The organism is Pseudoalteromonas sp. R86517 (genome assembly GCF_042466295.1).
Lineage (GTDB): Bacteria > Pseudomonadota > Gammaproteobacteria > Enterobacterales > Alteromonadaceae > Pseudoalteromonas > Pseudoalteromonas atlantica.
Genome location: NZ_JAXHCB010000001.1, coordinates 1,716,212 through 1,737,815 on the forward strand (window position 1 = coordinate 1,716,212; position 21,604 = coordinate 1,737,815).

At 40.5% G+C, this 21,604-nt stretch carries 14 protein-coding genes; 2 read left to right on the top strand and 12 right to left on the bottom strand.

The window, feature by feature from the left end:
• Nucleotides 1–19 precede the first annotated feature (19 nt).
• Complete coding sequence (glp, locus tag SJY38_RS07695; RefSeq protein ID WP_377109530.1) at nt 20–1,234, top strand: gephyrin-like molybdotransferase Glp; 1,215 nt, start codon at nt 20–22, stop codon at nt 1,232–1,234.
• Nucleotides 1,235–1,337: 103 nt separating this feature from the next.
• Here glp and SJY38_RS07700 read toward each other — a convergent pair whose 3' ends face one another.
• From SJY38_RS07700 to SJY38_RS07735, 8 genes are all read right to left on the bottom strand, one after another.
• Entirely contained in the window at nt 1,338–3,215 is a 1,878-nt protein-coding gene (locus tag SJY38_RS07700; protein ID WP_377109531.1) for a hypothetical protein, read from the bottom strand.
• A gap of 9 nt (nt 3,216–3,224) precedes the next feature.
• Nucleotides 3,225–4,316 carry a hypothetical protein gene (locus tag SJY38_RS07705; RefSeq protein ID WP_377109533.1) on the bottom strand — a complete coding sequence of 364 codons (1,092 nt, stop codon included), beginning with the start codon at nt 4,314–4,316 and terminating at the stop codon, nt 3,225–3,227.
• Nucleotides 4,317–4,380: 64 nt separating this feature from the next.
• Nucleotides 4,381–7,404, bottom strand: a complete 3,024-nt coding sequence (locus tag SJY38_RS07710) for a hypothetical protein (protein ID WP_377109534.1) — start codon at nt 7,402–7,404, stop codon at nt 4,381–4,383.
• Nucleotides 7,405–7,927: 523 nt separating this feature from the next.
• Nucleotides 7,928–9,094, bottom strand: coding sequence for a 2-methylaconitate cis-trans isomerase PrpF (gene prpF, locus SJY38_RS07715; protein WP_377109535.1), 1,167 nt, complete (start codon nt 9,092–9,094; stop codon nt 7,928–7,930).
• A 12-nt stretch (nt 9,095–9,106) separates the two neighbouring features.
• Complete coding sequence (gene acnD, locus SJY38_RS07720; protein ID WP_377109536.1) at nt 9,107–11,716, bottom strand: Fe/S-dependent 2-methylisocitrate dehydratase AcnD; 2,610 nt, start codon at nt 11,714–11,716, stop codon at nt 9,107–9,109.
• Nucleotides 11,717–11,832: 116 nt separating this feature from the next.
• Nucleotides 11,833–12,960 carry a 2-methylcitrate synthase gene (prpC, locus tag SJY38_RS07725; protein WP_273589697.1) on the bottom strand — a complete coding sequence of 376 codons (1,128 nt, stop codon included), beginning with the start codon at nt 12,958–12,960 and terminating at the stop codon, nt 11,833–11,835.
• Between the two features lie 47 nt (nt 12,961–13,007).
• Nucleotides 13,008–13,886 carry a methylisocitrate lyase gene (gene prpB / locus SJY38_RS07730; RefSeq protein ID WP_055253209.1) on the bottom strand — a complete coding sequence of 293 codons (879 nt, stop codon included), beginning with the start codon at nt 13,884–13,886 and terminating at the stop codon, nt 13,008–13,010.
• Nucleotides 13,887–14,155: 269 nt separating this feature from the next.
• Entirely contained in the window at nt 14,156–14,842 is a 687-nt protein-coding gene (locus SJY38_RS07735) for a GntR family transcriptional regulator (protein ID WP_377109537.1), read from the bottom strand.
• A 265-nt stretch (nt 14,843–15,107) separates the two neighbouring features.
• On the opposite strand from SJY38_RS07735, the gene rsmF reads away from it, so the two are divergent.
• Entirely contained in the window at nt 15,108–16,559 is a 1,452-nt protein-coding gene (gene rsmF / locus SJY38_RS07740) for a 16S rRNA (cytosine(1407)-C(5))-methyltransferase RsmF (RefSeq protein WP_377109538.1), read from the top strand.
• Nucleotides 16,560–16,896: 337 nt separating this feature from the next.
• Here rsmF and SJY38_RS07745 read toward each other — a convergent pair whose 3' ends face one another.
• From SJY38_RS07745 to SJY38_RS07760, 4 genes are read right to left on the bottom strand one after another with little or no spacing between them, the layout of a single operon-like run.
• Nucleotides 16,897–17,871 carry an acyltransferase family protein gene (locus SJY38_RS07745; protein ID WP_377109539.1) on the bottom strand — a complete coding sequence of 325 codons (975 nt, stop codon included), beginning with the start codon at nt 17,869–17,871 and terminating at the stop codon, nt 16,897–16,899.
• Between the two features lie 38 nt (nt 17,872–17,909).
• On the bottom strand, nt 17,910–18,641 hold the full coding sequence (locus tag SJY38_RS07750) for a VpsP family polysaccharide biosynthesis protein (protein WP_377109540.1): 732 nt from the start codon (nt 18,639–18,641) through the stop codon (nt 17,910–17,912).
• Nucleotides 18,634–19,362 (bottom strand): tyrosine-protein phosphatase, encoded by a 729-nt coding sequence (locus SJY38_RS07755; protein ID WP_377109541.1) that lies wholly within the window; start codon nt 19,360–19,362, stop codon nt 18,634–18,636. The genes SJY38_RS07750 and SJY38_RS07755 overlap by 8 nt, the downstream gene beginning before the upstream one ends.
• 13 nt (nt 19,363–19,375) lie before the next feature.
• Nucleotides 19,376–21,583 (bottom strand): GumC family protein, encoded by a 2,208-nt coding sequence (locus SJY38_RS07760; RefSeq protein WP_377109542.1) that lies wholly within the window; start codon nt 21,581–21,583, stop codon nt 19,376–19,378.
• Nucleotides 21,584–21,604 lie beyond the last annotated feature (21 nt).

Consider the following 21,604-nt stretch of genomic DNA (forward strand, 5'->3'; position numbering starts at 1 on the left):
ATTATAAAAAACAATATATATGAACGATGTATGCAATGCACCTGGTTTATTACCAGTAGAAACCGCAATTAGTAACATGCTAAGCGCTATTAACTTTGATAAAGCCGCAGAAACCATTTCAATAATGCACAGTGTTGGCCGTGTTTTAGCAAGCGATATTAAATCCAATATAAATGTGCCTGCTCATGATAATTCGGCAATGGATGGCTATGCACTTTGCCTAAGCGAAGGGTTAACAACTTATCAGCAAGTAGGCAGTGTATTTGCTGGGCAAACCTTTAAAAACACCTTAACACCTGGGCAATGCGTTAGAATTATGACCGGCGCTGCCCTGCCCCCTGACGCTAATGCGGTAGTTATGCAAGAAAACGCCAGCGTAGATAATGATAAAATATCGTTTACAGGTCATATTGAGCTCAATAATAATGTGCGCTTTGCAGGTGAAGACATTGCAAAAAATAGTGTTGTTTTTAAAGCGGGCAGAAAACTAAAAGCAGTCGATGTAGGCTTACTTGCCTCTATTGGTATTAACCAAGTAAGTGTATATGAAACACTAAAGGTCGCGGTTTTTTCTACAGGGGATGAACTTATAGAGCCTGGCAATGCGCTTCCCGCAGGTGCTATTTATGAAAGTAATCGCGCTGTTATATTAAGCGAGCTTAATGATAACAATATAGAAGTGATTGATTTTGGGATAATTGCCGATGATAAAACGCTCATTAAAAACACATTTTTAAAAGCAAACGAGCAAGCCGATGCCGTAATAAGCTCTGGTGGTGTATCAGTTGGCGAAGCCGATTTTACTAAAGAAGTATTAAATGAAATTGGCGATATACACTTTTGGAAAATTGCCATGAAACCTGGCAAACCTTTTGCTTTTGGTAAATTACCTAACAGCTACTTTTTTGGTTTACCAGGTAACCCCGTATCGGCAGCCGTTACGCTTGAGCGACTTGTAAAGCCAGCCCTTACAAAGCTTTCAGGAAATGAACATACTGCTAAGTTACGTTTAAAAGCAACCACCACAGCGCTGATTAAAAAGCGCCCCGGCCGTACCGACTTTCAACGCGGTATTGCCAGCACCGACGAAAACAATAACCTACTGGTAACGCCTATAAATAAGCAAGGGTCAGGGGTACTCTCATCGCTTAGCCACGCAAATTGCCTTATTGTGGTGCCCGCCGAAAGTGGCAATATTGGAAAAGACGAAACCGTAGAAATAGAGCTACTATAACTTATGCCAATTTGCTTAGTTAGGTAGTATATAAGCACGAGTAATAAAAAAGCCCAGCAAGTATGTGCAACTTGCTGGGCTTAAGTTTAGGTTTAAACCGCTATTAAAATAACGACTCAAAATCTCCATTAGGAAATAATACCCCAGGAATACCACGGACTGCGGTTACATCCGCAATTTTTGTATCGCCTAAGTACAAGCCACCGCTGTAGTTACTGCCAGCTTGTTTTACATCAAGCCAGCGACCGTTTTCACCTTTTGCGGTTAAACTAATATTGCTATTTACTTCTTTAATGCGTAAATCTAAGGCTTTTTGTTTTACGCTAATAAATACATCACTACTGGTAAGCTGCGATAAATCAATAACATCACCTACATACGCTAAGCTAAAGTCACTCGCACCACCTAATGGCAGAGCCAGTTCTAGGCCAAACATTAAATCATCGTTTTCCTCACCCGTCAGTGGCGAAGCTTCTAATGCTGTAATATGAAAAGGCGTAGTTTGAATATCACTTTGATATTGGCCAGCAAAATCAAAGGCAGATAAAGACGTAACTTCCTGTGCAAACGCAGTAACAAATCGATTTAGATCTAATGATATCTCACCAGTAAGCTCGCCTGATTGCTTAGTAATAACTACATCAGTGGTAATATTAGCAATACCTGTTTGTGCATCGGGTAATAATTCACTTTGCTCACTTACCCCATCAAATTCCACCAGCAGTTCACTTACATCAACATCTAAGCGCGTATAGCCATTAATAACAGAAGCACTCATTACCCCTTCTATTTTATCACCAAGTACACCGCTTATTCTAAATGTGGGGATAGACATGTCTATATTTACTGGGAGGCCATCATAGGTACCGGTAATTAGCCATTCGTAGGGTGAGGTTGAATAGCTAATATCAAGATTACGTAACGTGTACTGCCCTTCGCTCGCAGATACTTCTGCAAGTGGAGAGTAATTAATAAGTACCTCATTAATTACCTCTGCAAGCACGGTAATAGTTTGCTGCGTATCGTCATCAAGTGCGCTTTCTAGTTGTTCAAGCTTCGCGTCTAAATCATCAGCGTAGGTTTTGTCCTGTAAGCGAATAACACCTAGCGCATCTCTTATATTTTCGAGTAATTCGCGTGACTCTAATGCTTGCTCAGTTTCAACTTTTTGTTGCCAATTGGTATAACTAGTCACGCTCGCAATAGTTTGCTTAACCTGCCCGGCTACACTTTGAATTAAACCATTACCTTGTTCACTGTAAAGGTTATCTGCGATGTATTGATCAGCTAAACTGCTGTAAGTTTGCCAAGCACTTGTATCATCCTGCTGGGTGATAAAATCATCAAATGCAGTGGCTAAATCAAATCCTTCAACAGACACACCAGCGACGATAGCGCTATACGTAAATGCATTAGCAACGATTTCTGCCTCTAGTGTATTACTCAAGCTACTATGTGTAAGCTGATAAAAAGGACTCGCAGATAAACTTGCAAGGGTTGCGTCAACATTTGCATTCGTAATTGCGGTGCTCAATGGCGAGAAAAACACCTCATTAACGCCTGGCGCAACATAGGCACGGGCAGCATAGTTTAAATTAACGCCAGTTATCTCTTCAAAATCAATTAAACGGTTTTCGTTTATATCGTTTACATCTCCACGAAGCGTTCTGCCACAGCCTGTAAAGCGTGGGCACGGCAAGGCGCTATCGTCAGGTATAAATTCAAATGTATAAAAATTAAGAGGCGATACACTCACGCTGGCGGTATTTATGTTTTCGACCGCGACAGACTCAACCACATTGCCTTGGCTGTCTAATTGATTAAGCGTACCTTTGGCTGATTGCCACTGAGGTACATAAAAGTTTACGGTAGAGGTAGATGCTACGCTTATTTCAACCGCTTCGTCACTACTGTCATTTGAAGAGCCACCGCAGCCACTAAGAGCTAAAGCAACTGACAAAGGTAAAAGTTTTTTTAACATCTTCATTCCTTAAAACTTAATGTTCATGTACCAATTTACATTCGCATAATAAGCTTTATCTAAATCTAAGCTGTCGGTTTGTAAATTAAGACCAAAGTACTCGTTTTCAATACCGACTAAAAACGCATCACTTTTTGTTTCATAGCCAGCTTGTACCTTCCAATGATCCCAAAAATGAATACGCCCTTTAAGCTGACTAAATGTATCTTCGTCGTACTGCTTGATTGTAAGCGCCGTTGAATATCGACGGTTGATTTGATAATCGGCAAAGGCGGTAATACGCATTTCCATATCAAGTGTGTGCGACTGGGTATTACCAAAAGCAGATGTTTGAAGAGAAACAGTCGGAGTAGAGGTAACATTACCACTCTCATCTTCACTGAAAGGGATTTCTGTTGTTTGCCCTTTTACCGCGCCGGTATCATCAAAGTCAGTTTTATAAAGCAGATCTTTTACACTTAGCCCTACTTTTAAATCGTCATTTACTTGCCAATCAGCAAAAATATCTAAGCTATAACCCAGACCTTCAGGGTTTTGCGAGGGAGTAAATTTTTTAAATAAAATATCTTTCGAAAAATTATAATCAGCGGTAATGCTGCCTTCTACATCGTCACTAAACACTCGCCCATCTACAGAGGCATCTTGAAAATGTGTACTGGCAAAAACAGACACTTTTGGTGTAATAGTTAGCGCGTTTTTATCTAAAAATTTAAAATCGTATGAAACAAACACCCCATTAGAGGTCACTTGCTTAGCATTTAGCTGATACGTGTAAAAACGCTCTTCAAAGGGTAAATCGTTTTTTTCTAAATAAGTATAAAGTGCAGTATCGGGATCAAAATTAAGTACGTAGTCATAACGGCTCTGCAAACCAACTTTAAAATTGTTGTAACCCACACCAATTTCAAAAATATTATAAGTAAATGCACTATCGCCAGACTTAATAGGCTCGTCAAAATCATCTACAAATGCTTGTACTGGCTGTGCCTCAGTGTAAATTTCGGCGTCAAAGTGAGTAAATATTTGAAATTGATTATTTGCAGAAGCTAGAGGTGAAAGTAGAGCAGTTGAAAATCCTAACAAGAGAATTTTTTTTTTCATAATTTAATCGCTTTCTATAAAAAAAGGGAAAAGCACACAGCTTTTCCCTTTTATAGTTTAAGTATTAGTTAGATGAGTCAATTAAAGTCACATCTGTGTAATCAATTACTTCATCATCAATGTAAGTAATTGAAACACCATTTGTTACCTTAGTTGCTGTACCAAAGGTCATCATCATTCCATCGTACATAGCTTTAACATCGCCCATGTAACCAGCTGATTCAGTACCCGACATAGACAGCGTGTAACCCATTGCAGCGTCGCCATTTACTTTAATTTCAAGCATGGTCATGTCTTCATCACCACTGCTATCCACTTCAGACATAACGCTAAAGTCTAAGTCGCCAGACATACCTGCTAGTTCTAGCATAGCCATGTCTGTCTCTTCCATGCCGCTTAAGTTAAGTGTACCCATAAAGTCTGAGTCACCGTCCATAATTTCAACACGGTTCCACGCTTGCGTCATCGTAAGCTCAGCGTCATCAACGGTATCTGCACTCACATCACCGTCAAACGTAAATACTAAACACGAATCAATTTGCGTAGAGTCAGTAATTGTACCATCAGCAAATGCTTGACACTCTTCAAGTGCATCTGCGGCTACATCACCCGTAACAAGCTCAACAGTTGCATCACTTTCAGTAGTTAGCATACCGCCCCAAGCAACAACCAATTGGTTATCTTGATACGCTGCAGACGCTGTAATTTCGCTACCGGTCGTCGCATTAGTAAGCATTAGCGTTAAATCATCTAAGCTGTAGTCGTACGCCCACTCAGGATGAGTTGTTGAAGTACCTTCACCAGAGTTACCCATATCGGCAAGCTCTTCAAATACATCAAATAACACTTCAGCTGTGTCGTAAAGTGCATCACCACCGGTACTTGTTAATACTGTCATTGTAGAAAGTGACTCTGATGTGTCTTTAACAGATGCCGTTGCAACCGCAAGCTCTGCTTCTGCTTGAAGGCTAAGCGCAGTTACAAGTTGCTCGTTTGCAAGTTCAGCCTGAGTTTCAGCAGCTTCGGCCATCATTTCTGCACTTTCAACTAAATCTGCAGCTTCAGCCATATCAGCTTCAGTTACTGCTACAGCTTCATATTCAGTTGCTGCTTCTAGTGCTTGTTCAATCGCAAGCTCTAGTGCATCTACAGCAGCAGAAAAATCTGACGCCGCAGTTACCGCAGCATCAACTAATTCAACAGTTGCTTGTGCATCGTCACCCGAGTCAACAGCAGCTTGCGCATCAGCAAGTGCACTTGTTGAAGCGGCTTCAGCTGTATCTGCAGCGGCTTTCTTTTCATCTGCAACATCTGCAGTATTCAAAGCAATTTCTTTAGCGGCTTCAACTACAATTTCGTATTCAGTAATAGCGGCTTCTGCATCAAGTACTAACTGTGCAAGTGCTAAATCGTATGTGCTTACGTTTTCTACTTCTTCTAAAGCAGCGTCTTGTAAATCAATTGCAGTATCTAGTATTCCTTGGTAGTCAGAGCTTTGAGCTACTAATAAAGTCGCTGTGCTAACATAGCCTTGTGCTTGCACATAAACCTTGTTTGTTGCCGTTGCTAAATCCGCTGCTTCAGCTTCATTTTCAAGTGCAGCTACAGCCGCAACAAATTCAATTGCAGTAGCTGCGTCAGTTACGGCATCACCCATTTCTTCAACATCAGCAAGCATTTCTTCAGCAGTATCTATAGATGTTTGAAGAGCAGAAAGTTCAGTAGAAGATGCATCAATTTGCGCTGATAAAGCAACTGCTAAATCTGCAAAAAAGTCATCGCCTGCAACACACTCATCGCCAGTACAACCCAGCTCTTCTAGAGCTTCTTGCACAGTACCTGCAAGTTCTGCCAGCTCTGCATCGGTTGCCGCACCATTTTTAACTGCGTTGTCTTTTGCTTCTTTTGCTTTAGCTGCAATACCCGCAGAATTTTCTGCAAATGTAGCAATATCAGCAGCTGATGCATTAGGGTTATTTGCTAAGTAGGCTGCTTCTAATGCCGCTTTAATAGCATCTTCATCACCCGTTGCAATAGCTACAAACACGCTTGCAGTACTAGAAACGGCTGTTTGTAAGGTTGCTGCAATATCAGTTGTACTTAAAGTACCTGCTGCAATACCAGCTTTAATGCTCGCTATAGTATCAGAAATCGATGGTAAACCTTGAACCGAAGACGACAGCTGCGCAATCATCAACACGCCTTGTGAAAGGCTTTCTTCACCGTCTACATCACTTAAATCTACTGCACCACCGTTTGATAAGTCACCAATAAGTGCTGATAATAATACCGCTGCATCTGGTCCAAAAACTTGGATCACTGTATTTAAGCTTGTTGATGCAATAGCATCAGCGTCAACTTCACCTTCGGCTTCAAGTAGAGCTTGAGCAACCAACGTAGTTAAAAAGGTTACATTCGCTTTAAACGAACGTGCTACGTTTGCATCGCCTGCTGCGCCGCTCGTATCAGATGAGTCGGCTTCTGCTGCAGCTACATATTTAACAACAGAAAGCTCTAAGTCGGCTTTGTACCATTCACCAAACTCAATGTTAGTATCGCCATCGTTTACATCATCTGCTTCTGGCGCTTCATCGTAAGTACCACAACCTACGTAAGCATCACAACGTAAGAAGCTATCATCGCCTTCTTCAGCAGTAGTCACTGTAATATATACAGGGCCTGTAAAGTCATCTTCAAGGTAAATGCTGTAGCTACCATTATCGCCGGTTACTAGCGCATCTGGGTTACCTGCTATTTTGCTAGCTTCTACTGCCGCATCTGCCGCATCTTGAGAAGTTGCTTCGCCGGTAAACGTTTCAGCTTCTGCTGATGCTTCTAATCTAAATGCAACTGGAACACTTTGCCCTGTTTCATCAAGTGTCATCACGCTAACAACGGCACCTTTCATTGCACCTTTAACAGCTTTACCTGTTATTTCTACGTTAAATTGAGCGTCATCAGATGAAGTAACAGATTCAACTGGAGGAACGTAAGTGTTGCCGTCGTTGTCTGAACCACAACCCGCTAAACCTAGGGTAAGTGCAACAGATGCTGCAATTGGGGTAATTTTATTCATACGCTGTGCCATTTATTTCTCCTTGATAGCCTGCAATGAGTATCAGAAAATATTTTATAAAATATACGTGTGAAAGTTTACAAAAAAACATAAACAGACACACAATAACAACCTTTGTTACTTATTGATTAAAGTAACATTAAGTAATGAGTTTTTGCTACATTTTTATACTTTTTAAGTACAATTTTTTACCTAAATTTAAACGACGCTTCTTCATAGGCTTTACTATTTTTCAATAACATATGTTAAAGCCATTAAGAAGCATCGCTCTGGCGTACCATATATCCACTATATTAAGTGAATATTACATTTAATTTAGTTTGTTAATAATATTCTTCAAGTAAATGCGTCAGATACGTTAAAAAAAAACCATCTAAGTGCTGATATAATGAAAAAGAATTGGTTTTGTAGGTTTTTTGGAAGGGGAATTCTTAAACACAATGTTTACGTTGTTTAGTTTTAAAACTAAACATTTTAAGAGTCAATAACGACTAGGGGTAGCGTTAATGACTCAATATAAAACGTTAAAATCAGCTTACTGCAAAGCCCTAACTACGCCCTCCATAAGCACACGAGCACTGCGGCTCATACTTGCTTTTGTTACTTGCCAATCTCCAGCTATTTTTTTAGCTTCTGCGCCTACTTTTAGCGTGCCAGAGGGGTGGCCAAAGTTAACTTCGTTCAATGTTCCGCCACCTGCGGCCACATTAACAAGCGTACCTTCAATAGCGGCGGCTGCGCCAATAGCGACTGCAGCTGTGCCCATCATAGCGTGATGAAGCTTGCCCATAGACATAGCACGTACTAATAAATCAATTGTTGTAGCTTCAATAAACTTACCACTTGACGCGTTATAATCTAATGGCGCTGCCACAAAGGCTACTTTTGGTGTGTGTTGGCGTGTTTGCGCTTCGTTAATATTAGCTATTAAACCCATTTTTACTGCGCCATAGGCACGAATAGTTTCAAGCTTTTTAAGTGCGTCAGTATCGTTATTAATATCGCTTTGCAACTCAGTGCCACTATAGCCAATATCCGCGGCATTAATAAATACAGTAGGAATACCCGCGTTTATCATGGTGGCTTTTAAAGTACCAACACCTGGTACTTCTAAGTCATCCACTACATTGCCTGTTGGGAATAACGCCCCTTCACCATCGGCGGGGTTTAAAAACTCTAGCTTTACCTCGGCAGCAGCAAAGGTCACACCATCAAGTTCAAAATCGCCAGTTTCTTGCACTTCGCCATTGGTGATAGGCACATGAACTAAAATGCTTTTTTTAATATTGGCCTGCCACACACGCACCACGGCTACACCGTTATCGGGTACTGTGCTTTTATCAACTAAGCCGTTTGTTATAGCAAACGCACCCACTGCGCTGGTTAAATTACCGCAATTGCCGCTCCAATCTATAAAGGGTTTATCTATTGCCACTTGGCCAAATAAATAATCCACATCGTGGTTAGGTTGCTCGCTTTTACTTAAAATAACCGTTTTACTAGTACTTGATGTTGCACCGCCCATGCCATCGGTTTGTTTGCCATATGGGTCGGGGCTACCAATTATGCGTAACAGTAAATTGTCGCGCGCCTCACCTGCCACTTGGGCAGGCTTGGGTAAGTCGGTTAACTTAAAAAATACACCTTTACTGGTGCCGCCGCGCATATAAGTTGCTGGCACTTTAATTTGTGGTTTAAACATAATGCACGCCCCTTATGCTGATTGCGTAGCTTCTAAAAAGTCTTGCGCAAAGCGCTGTAATACACCACCAGCGGAATAAATAGAAAGTTCTTCTTGGGTATCCAATCTGCATTTCATAGGTACTGTTAGAACCTCACCATTTTTACGTGTAATCACTAAATCAAGCGTTGCACCTGGTGTTGGCTCACCTTTTACATCAAAGCTTTCGCTGCCATCAATGTTAAGCGTTTTACGGGTAGTGCCCGGTTTAAATTCAAGCGGTAAAACACCCATACCAATTAAGTTAGTACGGTGAATACGCTCAAAGCCCTCTGCAGCTATAACCTCAACGCCTGCAAGCCTTACCCCTTTTGCAGCCCAATCACGCGATGAGCCTTGACCATAATCGGCGCCGGCTACAATAATGAGTGGTTGTTTACGCTGCATATAAGCTTCGATTGCTTCCCACATACGTGTGTTAGTACCTTGTGGCTCTAATCGTGCGTATGAACCTTGTTTAACTTCGCCGTTTTCATCACGCACCATTTCGTTTAACAATTTAGGGTTTGCAAATGTAGCGCGCTGCGCTGTTAAGTGATCGCCTCGGTGCGTCGCGTACGAGTTAAAATCTTCTTCAGGAACATTCATTTTAGTTAAGTATTCACCCGCGGCACTGCTTGCCATAATAGCGTTTGAAGGCGATAAATGATCCGTTGTAATGTTATCGCCAAGTACAGCAAGGGCGCGCATGCCGGTCATGGTTCGCTCACCAGCAAGGGCGCCTTCCCAGTATGGCGGGCGGCGAATATAGGTACTTTGCTCGCGCCAATTGTATAGCGGGTCGTTGTCTTCACCGTAATCTACGGTTAAATCAAACATAGGTTCGTACACTTTTTTAAATTGCTCTGGCTTTACACTTTGTTTGATTACTTCATCTATTTCTTCATCGCTTGGCCATAAATCTTTTAGCGTTATGTCGTTACCATTTTGATCTTTCCCTAGTACACCTTTTTCAATATCAAAACGAATAGTACCGGCAATAGCGTAAGCCACCACTAATGGCGGTGACGCTAAAAAGGCTTGCTTAGCATACGGATGTATACGCCCATCAAAGTTACGGTTGCCCGAAAGTACCGCTGTTGCGTATAAGTCGCGATCTATCACTTCTTGTTGAATTACAGGGTCAAGCGCGCCACTCATGCCGTTACAGGTAGTACAAGCAAAACCAACAATACCAAAGCCAAGTTTTTCAAGTTCAGGGAGTAATTTTGCTTCTTCTAGGTATGATTGCACCGCTTTTGAACCCGGTGCTAATGACGTTTTAACCCACGGTTTACGCATTAACCCTTTGGCATTTGCGTTACGTGCAAGTAAGCCGGCAGCAATTACGTTGCGCGGGTTACTAGTGTTAGTACAACTGGTAATAGCAGCAATAATACACGCGCCATCTGGCATTAAGCCTTCTTCGTTTTCAACAACGCCAGATATACCTTCTTTGGCTAAATCGCTCGTGGATACACGACGATGTGGGTTTGAAGGCCCAGCAATATTGCGCCCAACACTCGATAAATCAAATTTAAGCACTCGCTCATATTTTGCGGTTTTTAAACTATCGCTCCAAAGGCCAGCCGTTTTAGCGTAGTTTTCTACAAGCGCTATTTGCTCTTCATCACGCCCTGTTAAACGCAAATAATCGATTGTTTTATCATCTATATAAAACATTGCAGCAGTGGCACCAAATTCTGGTGTCATGTTTGAAATCGTTGCTCTGTCGCCAAGGGTTAGTGCATCAGCGCCTTCGCCGTAAAATTCTAAATAGGTCGATACAACACGCTGAGCGCGTAAAAACTCGGTAATAGCCAGCACTATATCGGTTGCGGTAATCCCAGGCTGGCGAGTGCCTGTAAGCTCAACTCCTACTATATCAGGCAGGCGCATGTACGAGGCGCGGCCAAGCATTACGCTTTCGGCTTCAAGCCCACCAACACCTACAGCAATTACACCAAGTGCATCAACATGCGGTGTGTGGCTGTCGGTACCAACTAAGGTATCGGGGAATGCAATGCCATCGCGGTTTTGAATAACAGGCGACATTTTTTCAAGGTTAATTTGATGCATAATGCCGTTACCAGGCGGAATAACATCAATATTTTTAAAGGCGGTTTTAGTCCAGTTTATAAAATGAAAACGGTCGTCGTTGCGTCTATCTTCTATTGCACGGTTTTTTTCAAACGCGTCAGGGTCAAAGCCTGCGTGCTCTACCGCTAATGAGTGATCAACAATTAGCTGTGTAGGCACAACCGGATTCACTTTTGCTGGATCACCACCTTTTGCAGCTATTGCGTCGCGCAGGCCTGCTAAATCAACTAATGCAGTTTGGCCTAAAATATCGTGGCACACCACGCGCGCCGGATACCACGGAAAGTCTAAATCTTGCTTACGCTCAATAAGCTGATTAAGCGCATCGGTTAGCATATCAGGCTCACAGCGGCGCACTAAGTTTTCGGCAAGTACGCGTGATGTGTAAGGCAATGTGGCATAAGCACCAGGCTTTATTGCATCAACGGCTTCTTGCGTATCGTAGTAATCCACATTTGAGCCGGGCAATGGTTTTCGGTATTGGGTGTTATTAATTATGGTCATAATATCTGTTCGCTAATAGGTGACGGGAGATAAAAGGCAAGAGGTGAGCGTATTGCTCACCCTATACCAATCCGCTTAATTAAGTATTGTTACGGATTGGTATTATGTGTAACTAATTAGCCTCTTGATTCAATTGGCGTGTAGCTGCGCGCCTCTGGTCCTGTGTAATCTGCACTTGGGCGAATAATACGGTTATTAGCACGCTGCTCTTTAACATGTGCAGTCCAGCCGGTGACACGGCTCATCACAAATATTGGCGTAAATAACTTAGTTGGGATCCCCATAAAGTGGTACGCCGATGCATGGAAAAAATCAGCATTACAAAACAGTTTTTTCTCGCGCCACATTACTTCTTCACACCTAACCGACACAGGGTAAAGCACATCATCGCCCACCTCTTTAGCTAGTTTTTCAGAGAACTTTTTAATAATAACGTTACGTGGGTCTGACTCACGGTAAATAGCGTGTCCAAAGCCCATTATTTTATCTTTGCGCTCTAGCATACCCATAATTTCTTGCTCAGCGTGATCTGCACTTGTAAAGCCCTGAATCATATCCATAGCGGCTTCGTTTGCACCACCATGCAGTGGCCCACGTAGCGTACCAATAGCACCCGTTACACAAGAATGAATATCAGAAAGCGTTGATGCACACACTCTCCCAGTAAATGTAGAGGCATTAAATTCATGCTCTGCGTATAAAATTAGCGACACATTCATTACTTGCGCAAAAAGCTCGCTCGGTGCTTTGTCGTGTAATAGAGTTAAAAAGTGCGCGCCCACTGAGTCGTCATCAGTTTGTGTTTCAATGCGTACGCCATCGTGAGTAAATCGGTACCAGTAACAAATAATACTTGGGAACACTGCAACCATGCGGTCAATCGCATCGTTTGCTTGGCTAAAATCAAGTTCCATTTCTAGGTTACCCAGCATTGAGCAACCGGTACGCATAACATCCATTGGATGCGCGTCTTTAGGAATATTTTCAAGCACGGTTTTTAGTGCATCTGGCAGGCCGCGTAAGCTTTTTAATTTAGCTTTATACTCGGCTAGTTCATTGGCTGTTGGTAGCTCGCCGCGTGAAAGTAAAAAAGACACTTCTTCAAACTGTGCTTTTTCGGCAAGTTCGCTAATATCGTACCCACAATACGTTAAACCTGAGCCTGTTTGCCCTACTGTACATAATGCTGTTTGCCCTGCAACTTGCCCGCGTAAACCTGCTCCGCCTAAAGCTTTATCTACCATGATCTTCTCCTATCTAAATTTGTGTGTGTTATCTATTTTAATAGTTATTATTTGTCAGATTTTGATGAAAAAAGGTTATCGAGTGTGTTTTCGTATGTGTGGTAATCTAAAAATTCGTAAAGCTCGGCGCGTGTTTGCATGTTCTCAATTTCGCTTTGCTGCGAGCCTTCATTTAAAATGGCAGAGTACACATTAAGCGCGGCTTTATTCATTGCTCTAAAGGCACTAAGTGGATAAAGCACCATTTCAACACCTACCTCACTTAACTGCTCTTTGGTGTAAATAGGCGTTTGGCCAAACTCTGTAATATTAGCTAAAATTGGTACATTGATCGCCTTTGCAAATGCTTGATAATCGGCAAGGTCATGCACGGCTTCTGCAAAAATAGCATCAGCGCCCGCTTCTACACAGGCAGCTGCGCGGTCAATCGCGGCGCTTAAACCTTCTTTTTGAAACGCATCGGTACGCGCCATAATGTAAAAATCACTATCGGTTTTTGCATCAACTGCGGCTTTAATACGGTCAACCATTTCACCTTGGCTAACAATTTCTTTATTAGGACGATGGCCGCAACGCTTTTGCGCTACTTGGTCTTCAATATGAAAACCCGCTGCCCCTGCTTTGGTCATTTCTTTAACGGTACGCGCAATATTAAACGCCCCGCCCCAGCCTGTATCGGCATCTACCAGTAGTGGCAAATCGCTGGCACCGGTAATACGGCGAATATCTTCAAGTACATTATCAAGGCTGGTCATGCCTAAATCGGGCATACCGTAAGAGGCGTTCGCAACACCGGCACCTGAGAGATAAATAGCTTGGTGGCCCATTTTTTCAGCCATCATGGCTGTGTAGGCATTAATAGTACCCACTACTTGTAATGGGCGGTTATTCGCAATGGCCTGTTTAAATTTTAATCCTGCTGACATTATTTTCTCCTCACTTTGAACGGTTGCTACATGGAGTAACTTATATTTTTAATCTGACATTGTGACTGTTTAACTGTTACTAGCTTTTAGCTGTTAGCTTTTATAAAGTTTTTGTTTATGACAAATACCAATCTGTATGTGTATGAGGTCTATTTAACGCTAAGAAAATCGTTCTGTAACTAGGCAATAATTTTTATGTTTAGTGGTTCTAAATAAAAAATTCTTAACGACGTTATAGAGCGATTTAATCAGTTAAATTGTTCGAATACTCATATTGATTGGTATACATCAAATTTGGTTTGAATATTTGCTTGCGATGCACTGATATGTCGTTTCATCAGCATTTCAGCAAGTTCACCATCGTGGTTTTCTATCGCGTTAATAATGGCTAAGTGCTCGTCAAACGCTTTTGATACACGCGGACCTACCATGCCCATTTGTACACGGTACATACGTATTAATTGGTAAAGCTCGTTACATAACAAATGGATTAAATGGGCGTTTTTACTGCCTTTAATAATGCGATAGTGAAAGTCTAAATCGCCCGCTTCTTGATAGTACGACTCACCCTCTTTAACGCGCTGTGTTTGCAAATGTTGGTTAAGTAATTGCTTTAAGCCTTTAACTTCGTCAGCTGCCATATTGTCGGCAGCAAGCCTACATGCTAAGCCTTCAAGCGAGCTGCGTACTTGGTATACTTCAATTAAACGCTCTGCGGTTAGCGCCACTACTCGGCAACCTACATTGGCTTTTCGCTCCACTAAGTAACAGCTTTCTAAGCGATTAAGCGCTTCTCTAAGCGTCGCACGGCTTACACCGTAGCGCTTTGCAAGCTCAGGCTCCGATATTTTGCTACCCTGCTGTATGCTGCCTTCTACTATTTCACGGCGCATATCAACAAACACTTGATCAGATGCTGTAGTAATAGGTGTATCGTTTAAAAAAAGTTGCGTCATGGCTTTATAAATAAATTGTCGACAATTGATGGGTTAACTATGTGCTTAATAAAAAAACATGTCAACCCCACCTAAGGTAAAAATGAGTAAAAAACACACTTATTGTCGACACTGTTAATCTAAAGTCGTATAAAATTGCTTTAAAATTAAACTAAAAACACAATATGTCGACATGCCAACAAATTATAAAGCCGCTATTTAACACTGAAATAGTGCGTTAAAAGTGCTAATATCGCGCTTTATTTTTTAATGTACGAGCCAACGCGTGAACGCCAACACTTTTATTCCTGAGCATTTTATTGACGACGTAAAAACCTATTTACCTGCGCACCTCAATTTAGACGACTTTATAAACGCGTGCCGTCGCCCTCTCAGAAAATCTGTTCGTGTAAATACATTAAAAGTTAGTGTTGCTGAATTTAAACACCGTGCAGAGCAAAAAAACTGGCAACTTACGCCTATACCTTGGTGCAATGAAGGTTTTTGGCTAGAACGCCCAAGCGATGAAGAGCAAAACTTAGCATTAGGCAATACCGACTTACATTTAAGCGGCGCCATGTACGTACAAGAGGCAAGCTCAATGCTGCCGCCTATGGCACTAAAACAAAGTATTGAAAACTCAGATTTACAAGATAACTATGTGCTTGATATGGCATCAGCGCCTGGCTCTAAAACTTCGCAACTTGCCGCAATAATGAATAACCAAGGCGTACTTGTTGCCAACGAGCTTTCGTCATCACGCTTAAAAGTACTTAGCGCTACGCTTAAACGTATGGGCGTTGGTAACTGTGCGCTTTCGCACTTTGATGGCGTCATATTTGGTAACTATATGTTTGAATGCTTTGATAGCATTTTACTTGATGCACCCTGCTCTGGCGAAGGTACCGTTCGTAAAGACGCCGATGCACTTAAAAACTGGTCAATAGAATCAAATATAGAAATTGCTCAAGTTCAAAAAGATTTAATTAAAAGCGCTTTTTACGCATTAAAACCAGGCGGTACACTGGTTTATTCAACCTGTACGCTTACCCCGCTCGAAAACCAACAAGTATGCAACTACCTACTGAATGAATTTGGTGACTATATTGAGCCGCAATCACTAAGTGATTTATTTCAAGGGGCAGAAAAAGCCACAACCGCCGAGGGCTACTTACATGTGTGGCCGCAAACATTCGACAGTGAAGGTTTTTTTATCGCTAAGTTTAAAAAACTCGCAAGCTGCAATAACCCAACCCAAAGCGTGAAAAAAGGTGCGTTTCCGTTTAACGAGTTTGATAAAAAACAAACCAGCTCTTTTATGAGCGAGCTTAAAAAACAGTTTGGCTTAAAAACGCTGCCAGGTAAGTTAATGCAGCGCGATAAAGAACTGTGGTTATTTCCTGATGGGTTTGAAGCCGTTGAAAACAAAATAAAATACGCACGTTTAGGTATTCAACTAGGTATTATTCATAAAAACGGAGTAAGGCTAACTCACGAGTTTGCTACCGTGTTTGGTAATGAATGCAAAAGCAATACGTATGCTTTAACAAACGAGCAAGCAAACGACTACTTTAATGGTAAAGATATACGCCTAGAAGACGTTACAAAAGCCAGCGGCGAAGTAGTACTAACCTTATGTGGCTGCCCGATAGGACTAGGTAAATGGCAAAAGAATAAGATCAAAAATTCTTTGCCACGCGATCTTGTGCAAAATACCCAGTTAATAAGCTGGGCATAAAACACTCAACACAAAGGGTAACCTGTGCACAACATTATTAAGTCTTTGTTATCATTTACGGTTAATAAATAAACAAAATTTAGAGTTTTGCAAATTAGTTAACTACACTTAGAGGTACTTTCTTCTTCTCCCTAAGAATTGCGAAAGTGTATTTAGTTAGCGCAAGGCTCAACTAAGAGCCAATTGTAGCCCAGAGCGTATACAATGGCTCTGGGCGTTTTTATTTTTGTAGAATATTAACTTTATTATTAAAGAGTATTTCCCAAAAACGCTGTACTATTAAATAAAATTTATACTTAGTTACTGTGCATAAGTTTAAGCTTTATCTTGTAAATTTTTACTTATTACTACCCGAACGTCCAAGTAGCATAATACTTGTAAACCTGTTTTCTCTTAGTACCTTGTCAGTTACTATTGGCAATAGCAAACCTGCCATCAAGCCGACCATGAATAATAAAGGAGTATTATAAAAATCTAGTTTATGAAGTAGTATTCTTGTAGCAGCAGTATAAAAAACATGAAAAAGGTATATCGAGTAAGAAAACCCACCTAACCAAGCCAAAGCTTTAGATTTAAAACCAATCGTAAGTAAGAGTATGCAGCCCAAACAGCCTGCAAGTAGGTTAATCAACGAACGATGTTCAAAAAGAGGTATATGACCTACATAGATTAACGCGACAAACACAATCAATAGGCTAAGCAAAGAAGCTTTTACCCTATTTGAAACACTGAGGTAATATTTAAAACGAACCACTGCCATTCCAAATAAGAAATAAGGCAGTAAATAAATAAAACCGGACAAGGAAAAATAGCTTATATTAACAGGTGAGATGTAAAGTATTACAGCGAAGATAAAAACAATTAAAAACTTTTTAAAACTATCAAATAGGAACATTTTTTCGCATATGAGTATAAAAGAAAATACTATAAATAGTGACTCTACAAACCAAAAATGTGCAACTGGTTTAATATGCAAAGTATAAAGATCAATATTAGTATTATTTGTACCCGGTGTGAAAGCTTGCAAAAGTGCGAAAATAGTACCTACAGTTAACATGGGTAAAATTAAGCGCCTTACTTTTTTAGAAATAAAGTTAACACCACCTGATACAAAGGGCCTTTTTGCATAAACTAACCCGGATAAAAACGTAAATAGTGGCATCCTTATAAATACTAAAGCATCATTTATATTTCGTAAAAAGCCATCGTGTAGCCTCAGCCCAGAGTCTATATTAAATCCAATAACATGATATGCAACAAGTAATACACATGCCATCCCTCTTAAAGTATCGACTTTTACACGTTCATACATTGCTAGTCCCTTATTACTAAAATTATAATTTTATAACACTACTTTATATGTAACGATGACGTATATACTCTTCTACTTTTACAGTGCTGCTCAAAAATAAAACTACCCCTTATTTTCTCAAAATCATTACCAAACTGAAGTGACATACATAAAATTGGCAATGCATCAGTCTGCTTTGCAATATCAAAAACAAGGGGGAATTTATAACCATGCTTAGCCAAAAGCTTAAGCTCGCTAACATACAAAGCCTTATATTTTGGAGGGAGTTGATGCCAATTGATAAGTGCTATTTCAATCACACCTAAGTGAACATCTATTTTATAAGGGCCTGCTTTTTTAGCCTGCTGAACATAACCAAATACACGCTCGCTTGGACCTTCTTGGTAACTAACTATTTTAGCTAATTCAATCCAAGTTTCTGCCCACGACTGCCTATACTTTAACGAATTTAATAAAGCCAACTCTGCCTGCTTATATACTTTAGGGACGTTGCTTCGGTTCACGTTCTTTTCAGTCAACCTAAGCATTTTTATATAAGCACTTAGCTGCCAATAATGCGCCTGTAAAGGCTCTAGTTGAGTAGCGAGTGTTATTGCATCGTTTGCGAGGTTAAGCTCTTGAGGAGTTATTAAAGCACGAGGCTGTTTTAGCGTATTTAATGCATTAAAATACCATGCATTAGCACGCATACTTTGTATGCTCTCGTAACTAATAAATAATGTAATAATTGCTAGCAAAGTTATTTGAGTTAGCTTTTTTAAATCATTCATCAAACAAAGACTCTGTTAAGCGCTGTGGATTGGTAACAAATAATTTTTCTGCCTCAAACTCACCAATTAAATCTGCAACTAACTTTTTTGCATTGCTTAATATAGGAGGCCTACGTTTAACTGAATGGGCATCAGAGGCAACATAACTAACCAATCCTTTTTGTAACATATCAATACTAATTGCTTTTGCAGTATCGCCCCACGCTCCTTCTATGCTTGAGGCAGTTAATTGAAAATCACAACCTAATTGTTTTAAACGCTCAATATAAAATGGGTTTGCTTGAATATCTCTGTTGCGTTCGGGGTGAGGAATTATCGCTTTTATATTTTGCTTAGATAACCAATTTATAAACTTATCGTAACCTTGCGGTACATGCGAGTGAGGTAGCTCTAACAACAAATAATTAACCGAATCTAACGCACCAATAAAAGGTAACTGCCCTGCCATAACCATCGCCATTAATTCAATGTCGAGCCTAACCTCGGCAGCTAGCGCAAGCTTTAAATGAATGCCTGCAGCCAAAGCCTCATCCTTTAATGAAATAATGCCTTGAGCAAGCATTTTTGAGGAATTATTAAATCGACCTATATGAATATGAGGAGTTGCAACAATATGTGTTATTCCATCATCTTGCGCCATTTTTAATAGCGCTAAAGACTCGCCTAAATCTTTAGCGCCATCATCAATACCTGGCAAAATGTGTGAATGAATATCAAACATAGGTTATTCACAACTAAGAGGTAGGTTGCTCAGGTTTTTGTGAGTAATCGTAATAATCATAATAACCATGGCTGTGTTCATCCTTACTTTTACTCATATCAACTTTATTAAGTACAATACCCGCAACATGTGCTTTAGATTCAAATAGTCGCTCTATACCTGCTTTTATAGGATTAATGCGGGTAACGTCCGATTTAACCACATAAATTACCGAATCAGCACTTTGTGAAATAACAAGTGCATCACTCACAGCTTGAGTAGGCGGTGTATCAATAATTATATGATCGTACTTCGTTTTTAAAACATCGAGCACTTCGTTAAAGCGCGAGCTTGATAAAAGCTCCAACGGATTACCAGGAATTTGCCCACTAGGCATAATAGCAACACCCGACTGCCCATCAACATGCACACATTCACTAAACTGCTCGGTACCTATAATTAAATTACTTAGCCCTGGGTGAAATACCGGTATATCAAATCGCTTTGCTATGCTTGGTTTACGTAAATCGGCATCAATTAGTAATACCTTACCCATTTGCGCAAGCGACATAGCTAAATTAGCTGACGTAGTTGTTTTACCTTCACCTGGAGAGCTGGATGTAACTGCAATAACTTTATGATTGCGCTCTAATTGCGTTAATAACAAACTAGTACGGAATGTACGAACAGACTCTGCAAAACGCCTGTAGTTATCGTCAAGGTAAGCATGTATAGGAAATACGCTCTTTTTAGGTATTGGTACATTAGGTAATAAACCTAGCATGCGCTGAGCGAGTTTACCCTCAACATCGTTTTTAGTTTTAACGGTATCGTTTAAGGCATCAAATATAAAACTCATTACAACTGCAAAACCAAAACTTGCAACAAAAGCCAAAACCACAATAAGTTTTTTATTTGGCTTAGCTGGGTCTTTAGGTGGGTAGGCACGGTCGGTAAATCGTGCAGCAGCCGAACTAAAATCGCTTGTTACCTCGGTTTCTTTTGAGCGAGATAAAAACGTATTAAAAATATTTCGGTTAGTTTCAACTTCGCGTTTTAGTTGATTATATTTGGTTTCCTTGCGGGTAATGTCCTGGTATTCAGCGCGTATTTTAACTAAATCGCGCTCAAGCGCACTAACAGTACGTGTTACGCGGTTTAGCTCTTTTTCAATGCCGGTAACAAGGCCCTTAATTTGCTTATTTAAGTTATTTCTTACAGTAGCAAGTTCAGCCTTAGCAGAAATTATTTTAGGGTGTTTAGGGCCATATACCTCGCTTAAATCACTTAATTTACGCTCAACTATAACAACTTCCCTCTTAACATTTTGTACCACTTGATGCGATGTTATTTCAGGCATGCTGCCTAGTAGCTCTAAATTATTATTACCATATTCACTAATTACACGATTAATGCTTTCAAGGTTATTTTTTTCATTGCGAGCTATCACTAATTGTTGCGATATTTGCTCAAGCTCTTGTGTTGCAAGCCCTGCGATACCTTCAATATCAACAAGTTGCTGATCTTCTCTAAAGTTTTGCAACCTGAGCTCAGACTCATCTAACTGAGAACGTAATTTTGATAATCTTGAATTTAGCCAGTTAGAGGCTTCTTGAGTCACGCCCATCTTGGCTCGCATTTGGCTTTCTATATAAACTTCACCCACCGTATTCGCAACAAGTGCCGCTAACTTAGGGTCGCTCGACTCAAAACTTACACGTACTAATTGAGTTTTGCGGATAGGCGAAACAGAAAGGCGAGATTTAAACGCAGCTAGTAAACCTAACATTTCACGCTCAGCTTGCTCTTCAGCAGAATGTTCAGTCGCTTCTTTTTTATTTAAAAAAGGCAAGTATGATTTTATAGCCTCCTTTACTTCACTAATAGCCGAGGGTTTAGCAATAAAATCTTTATGGTTTTTTAAGTCAAGTTTTGAAATCACTTCGCGAGCAATACTGTCAGACTTAATAACTTCAAACTGAGTTTGATAGTATTCCTTCTTATTGGAATCTAAGCCATAGATCTCTTGGAAACTAACCGCTTTCGCCTGCTCTGCTTCAATAAGTAATGTTGAAGTTGCAACGTACTTGGGTATTATTGTGAGTGTAACCATAATAGTAAGTAACGTAACTATTGTGGAGAAACCTAAAATTTGCCACTTTACACTTCTAACTATATTGAAGTAAAAAACTAAATCAATAACTTCTTCTTTATTGCTAATACTTTCATTTATTGGGTTCATTTAAATACTGCCTTGTAAACT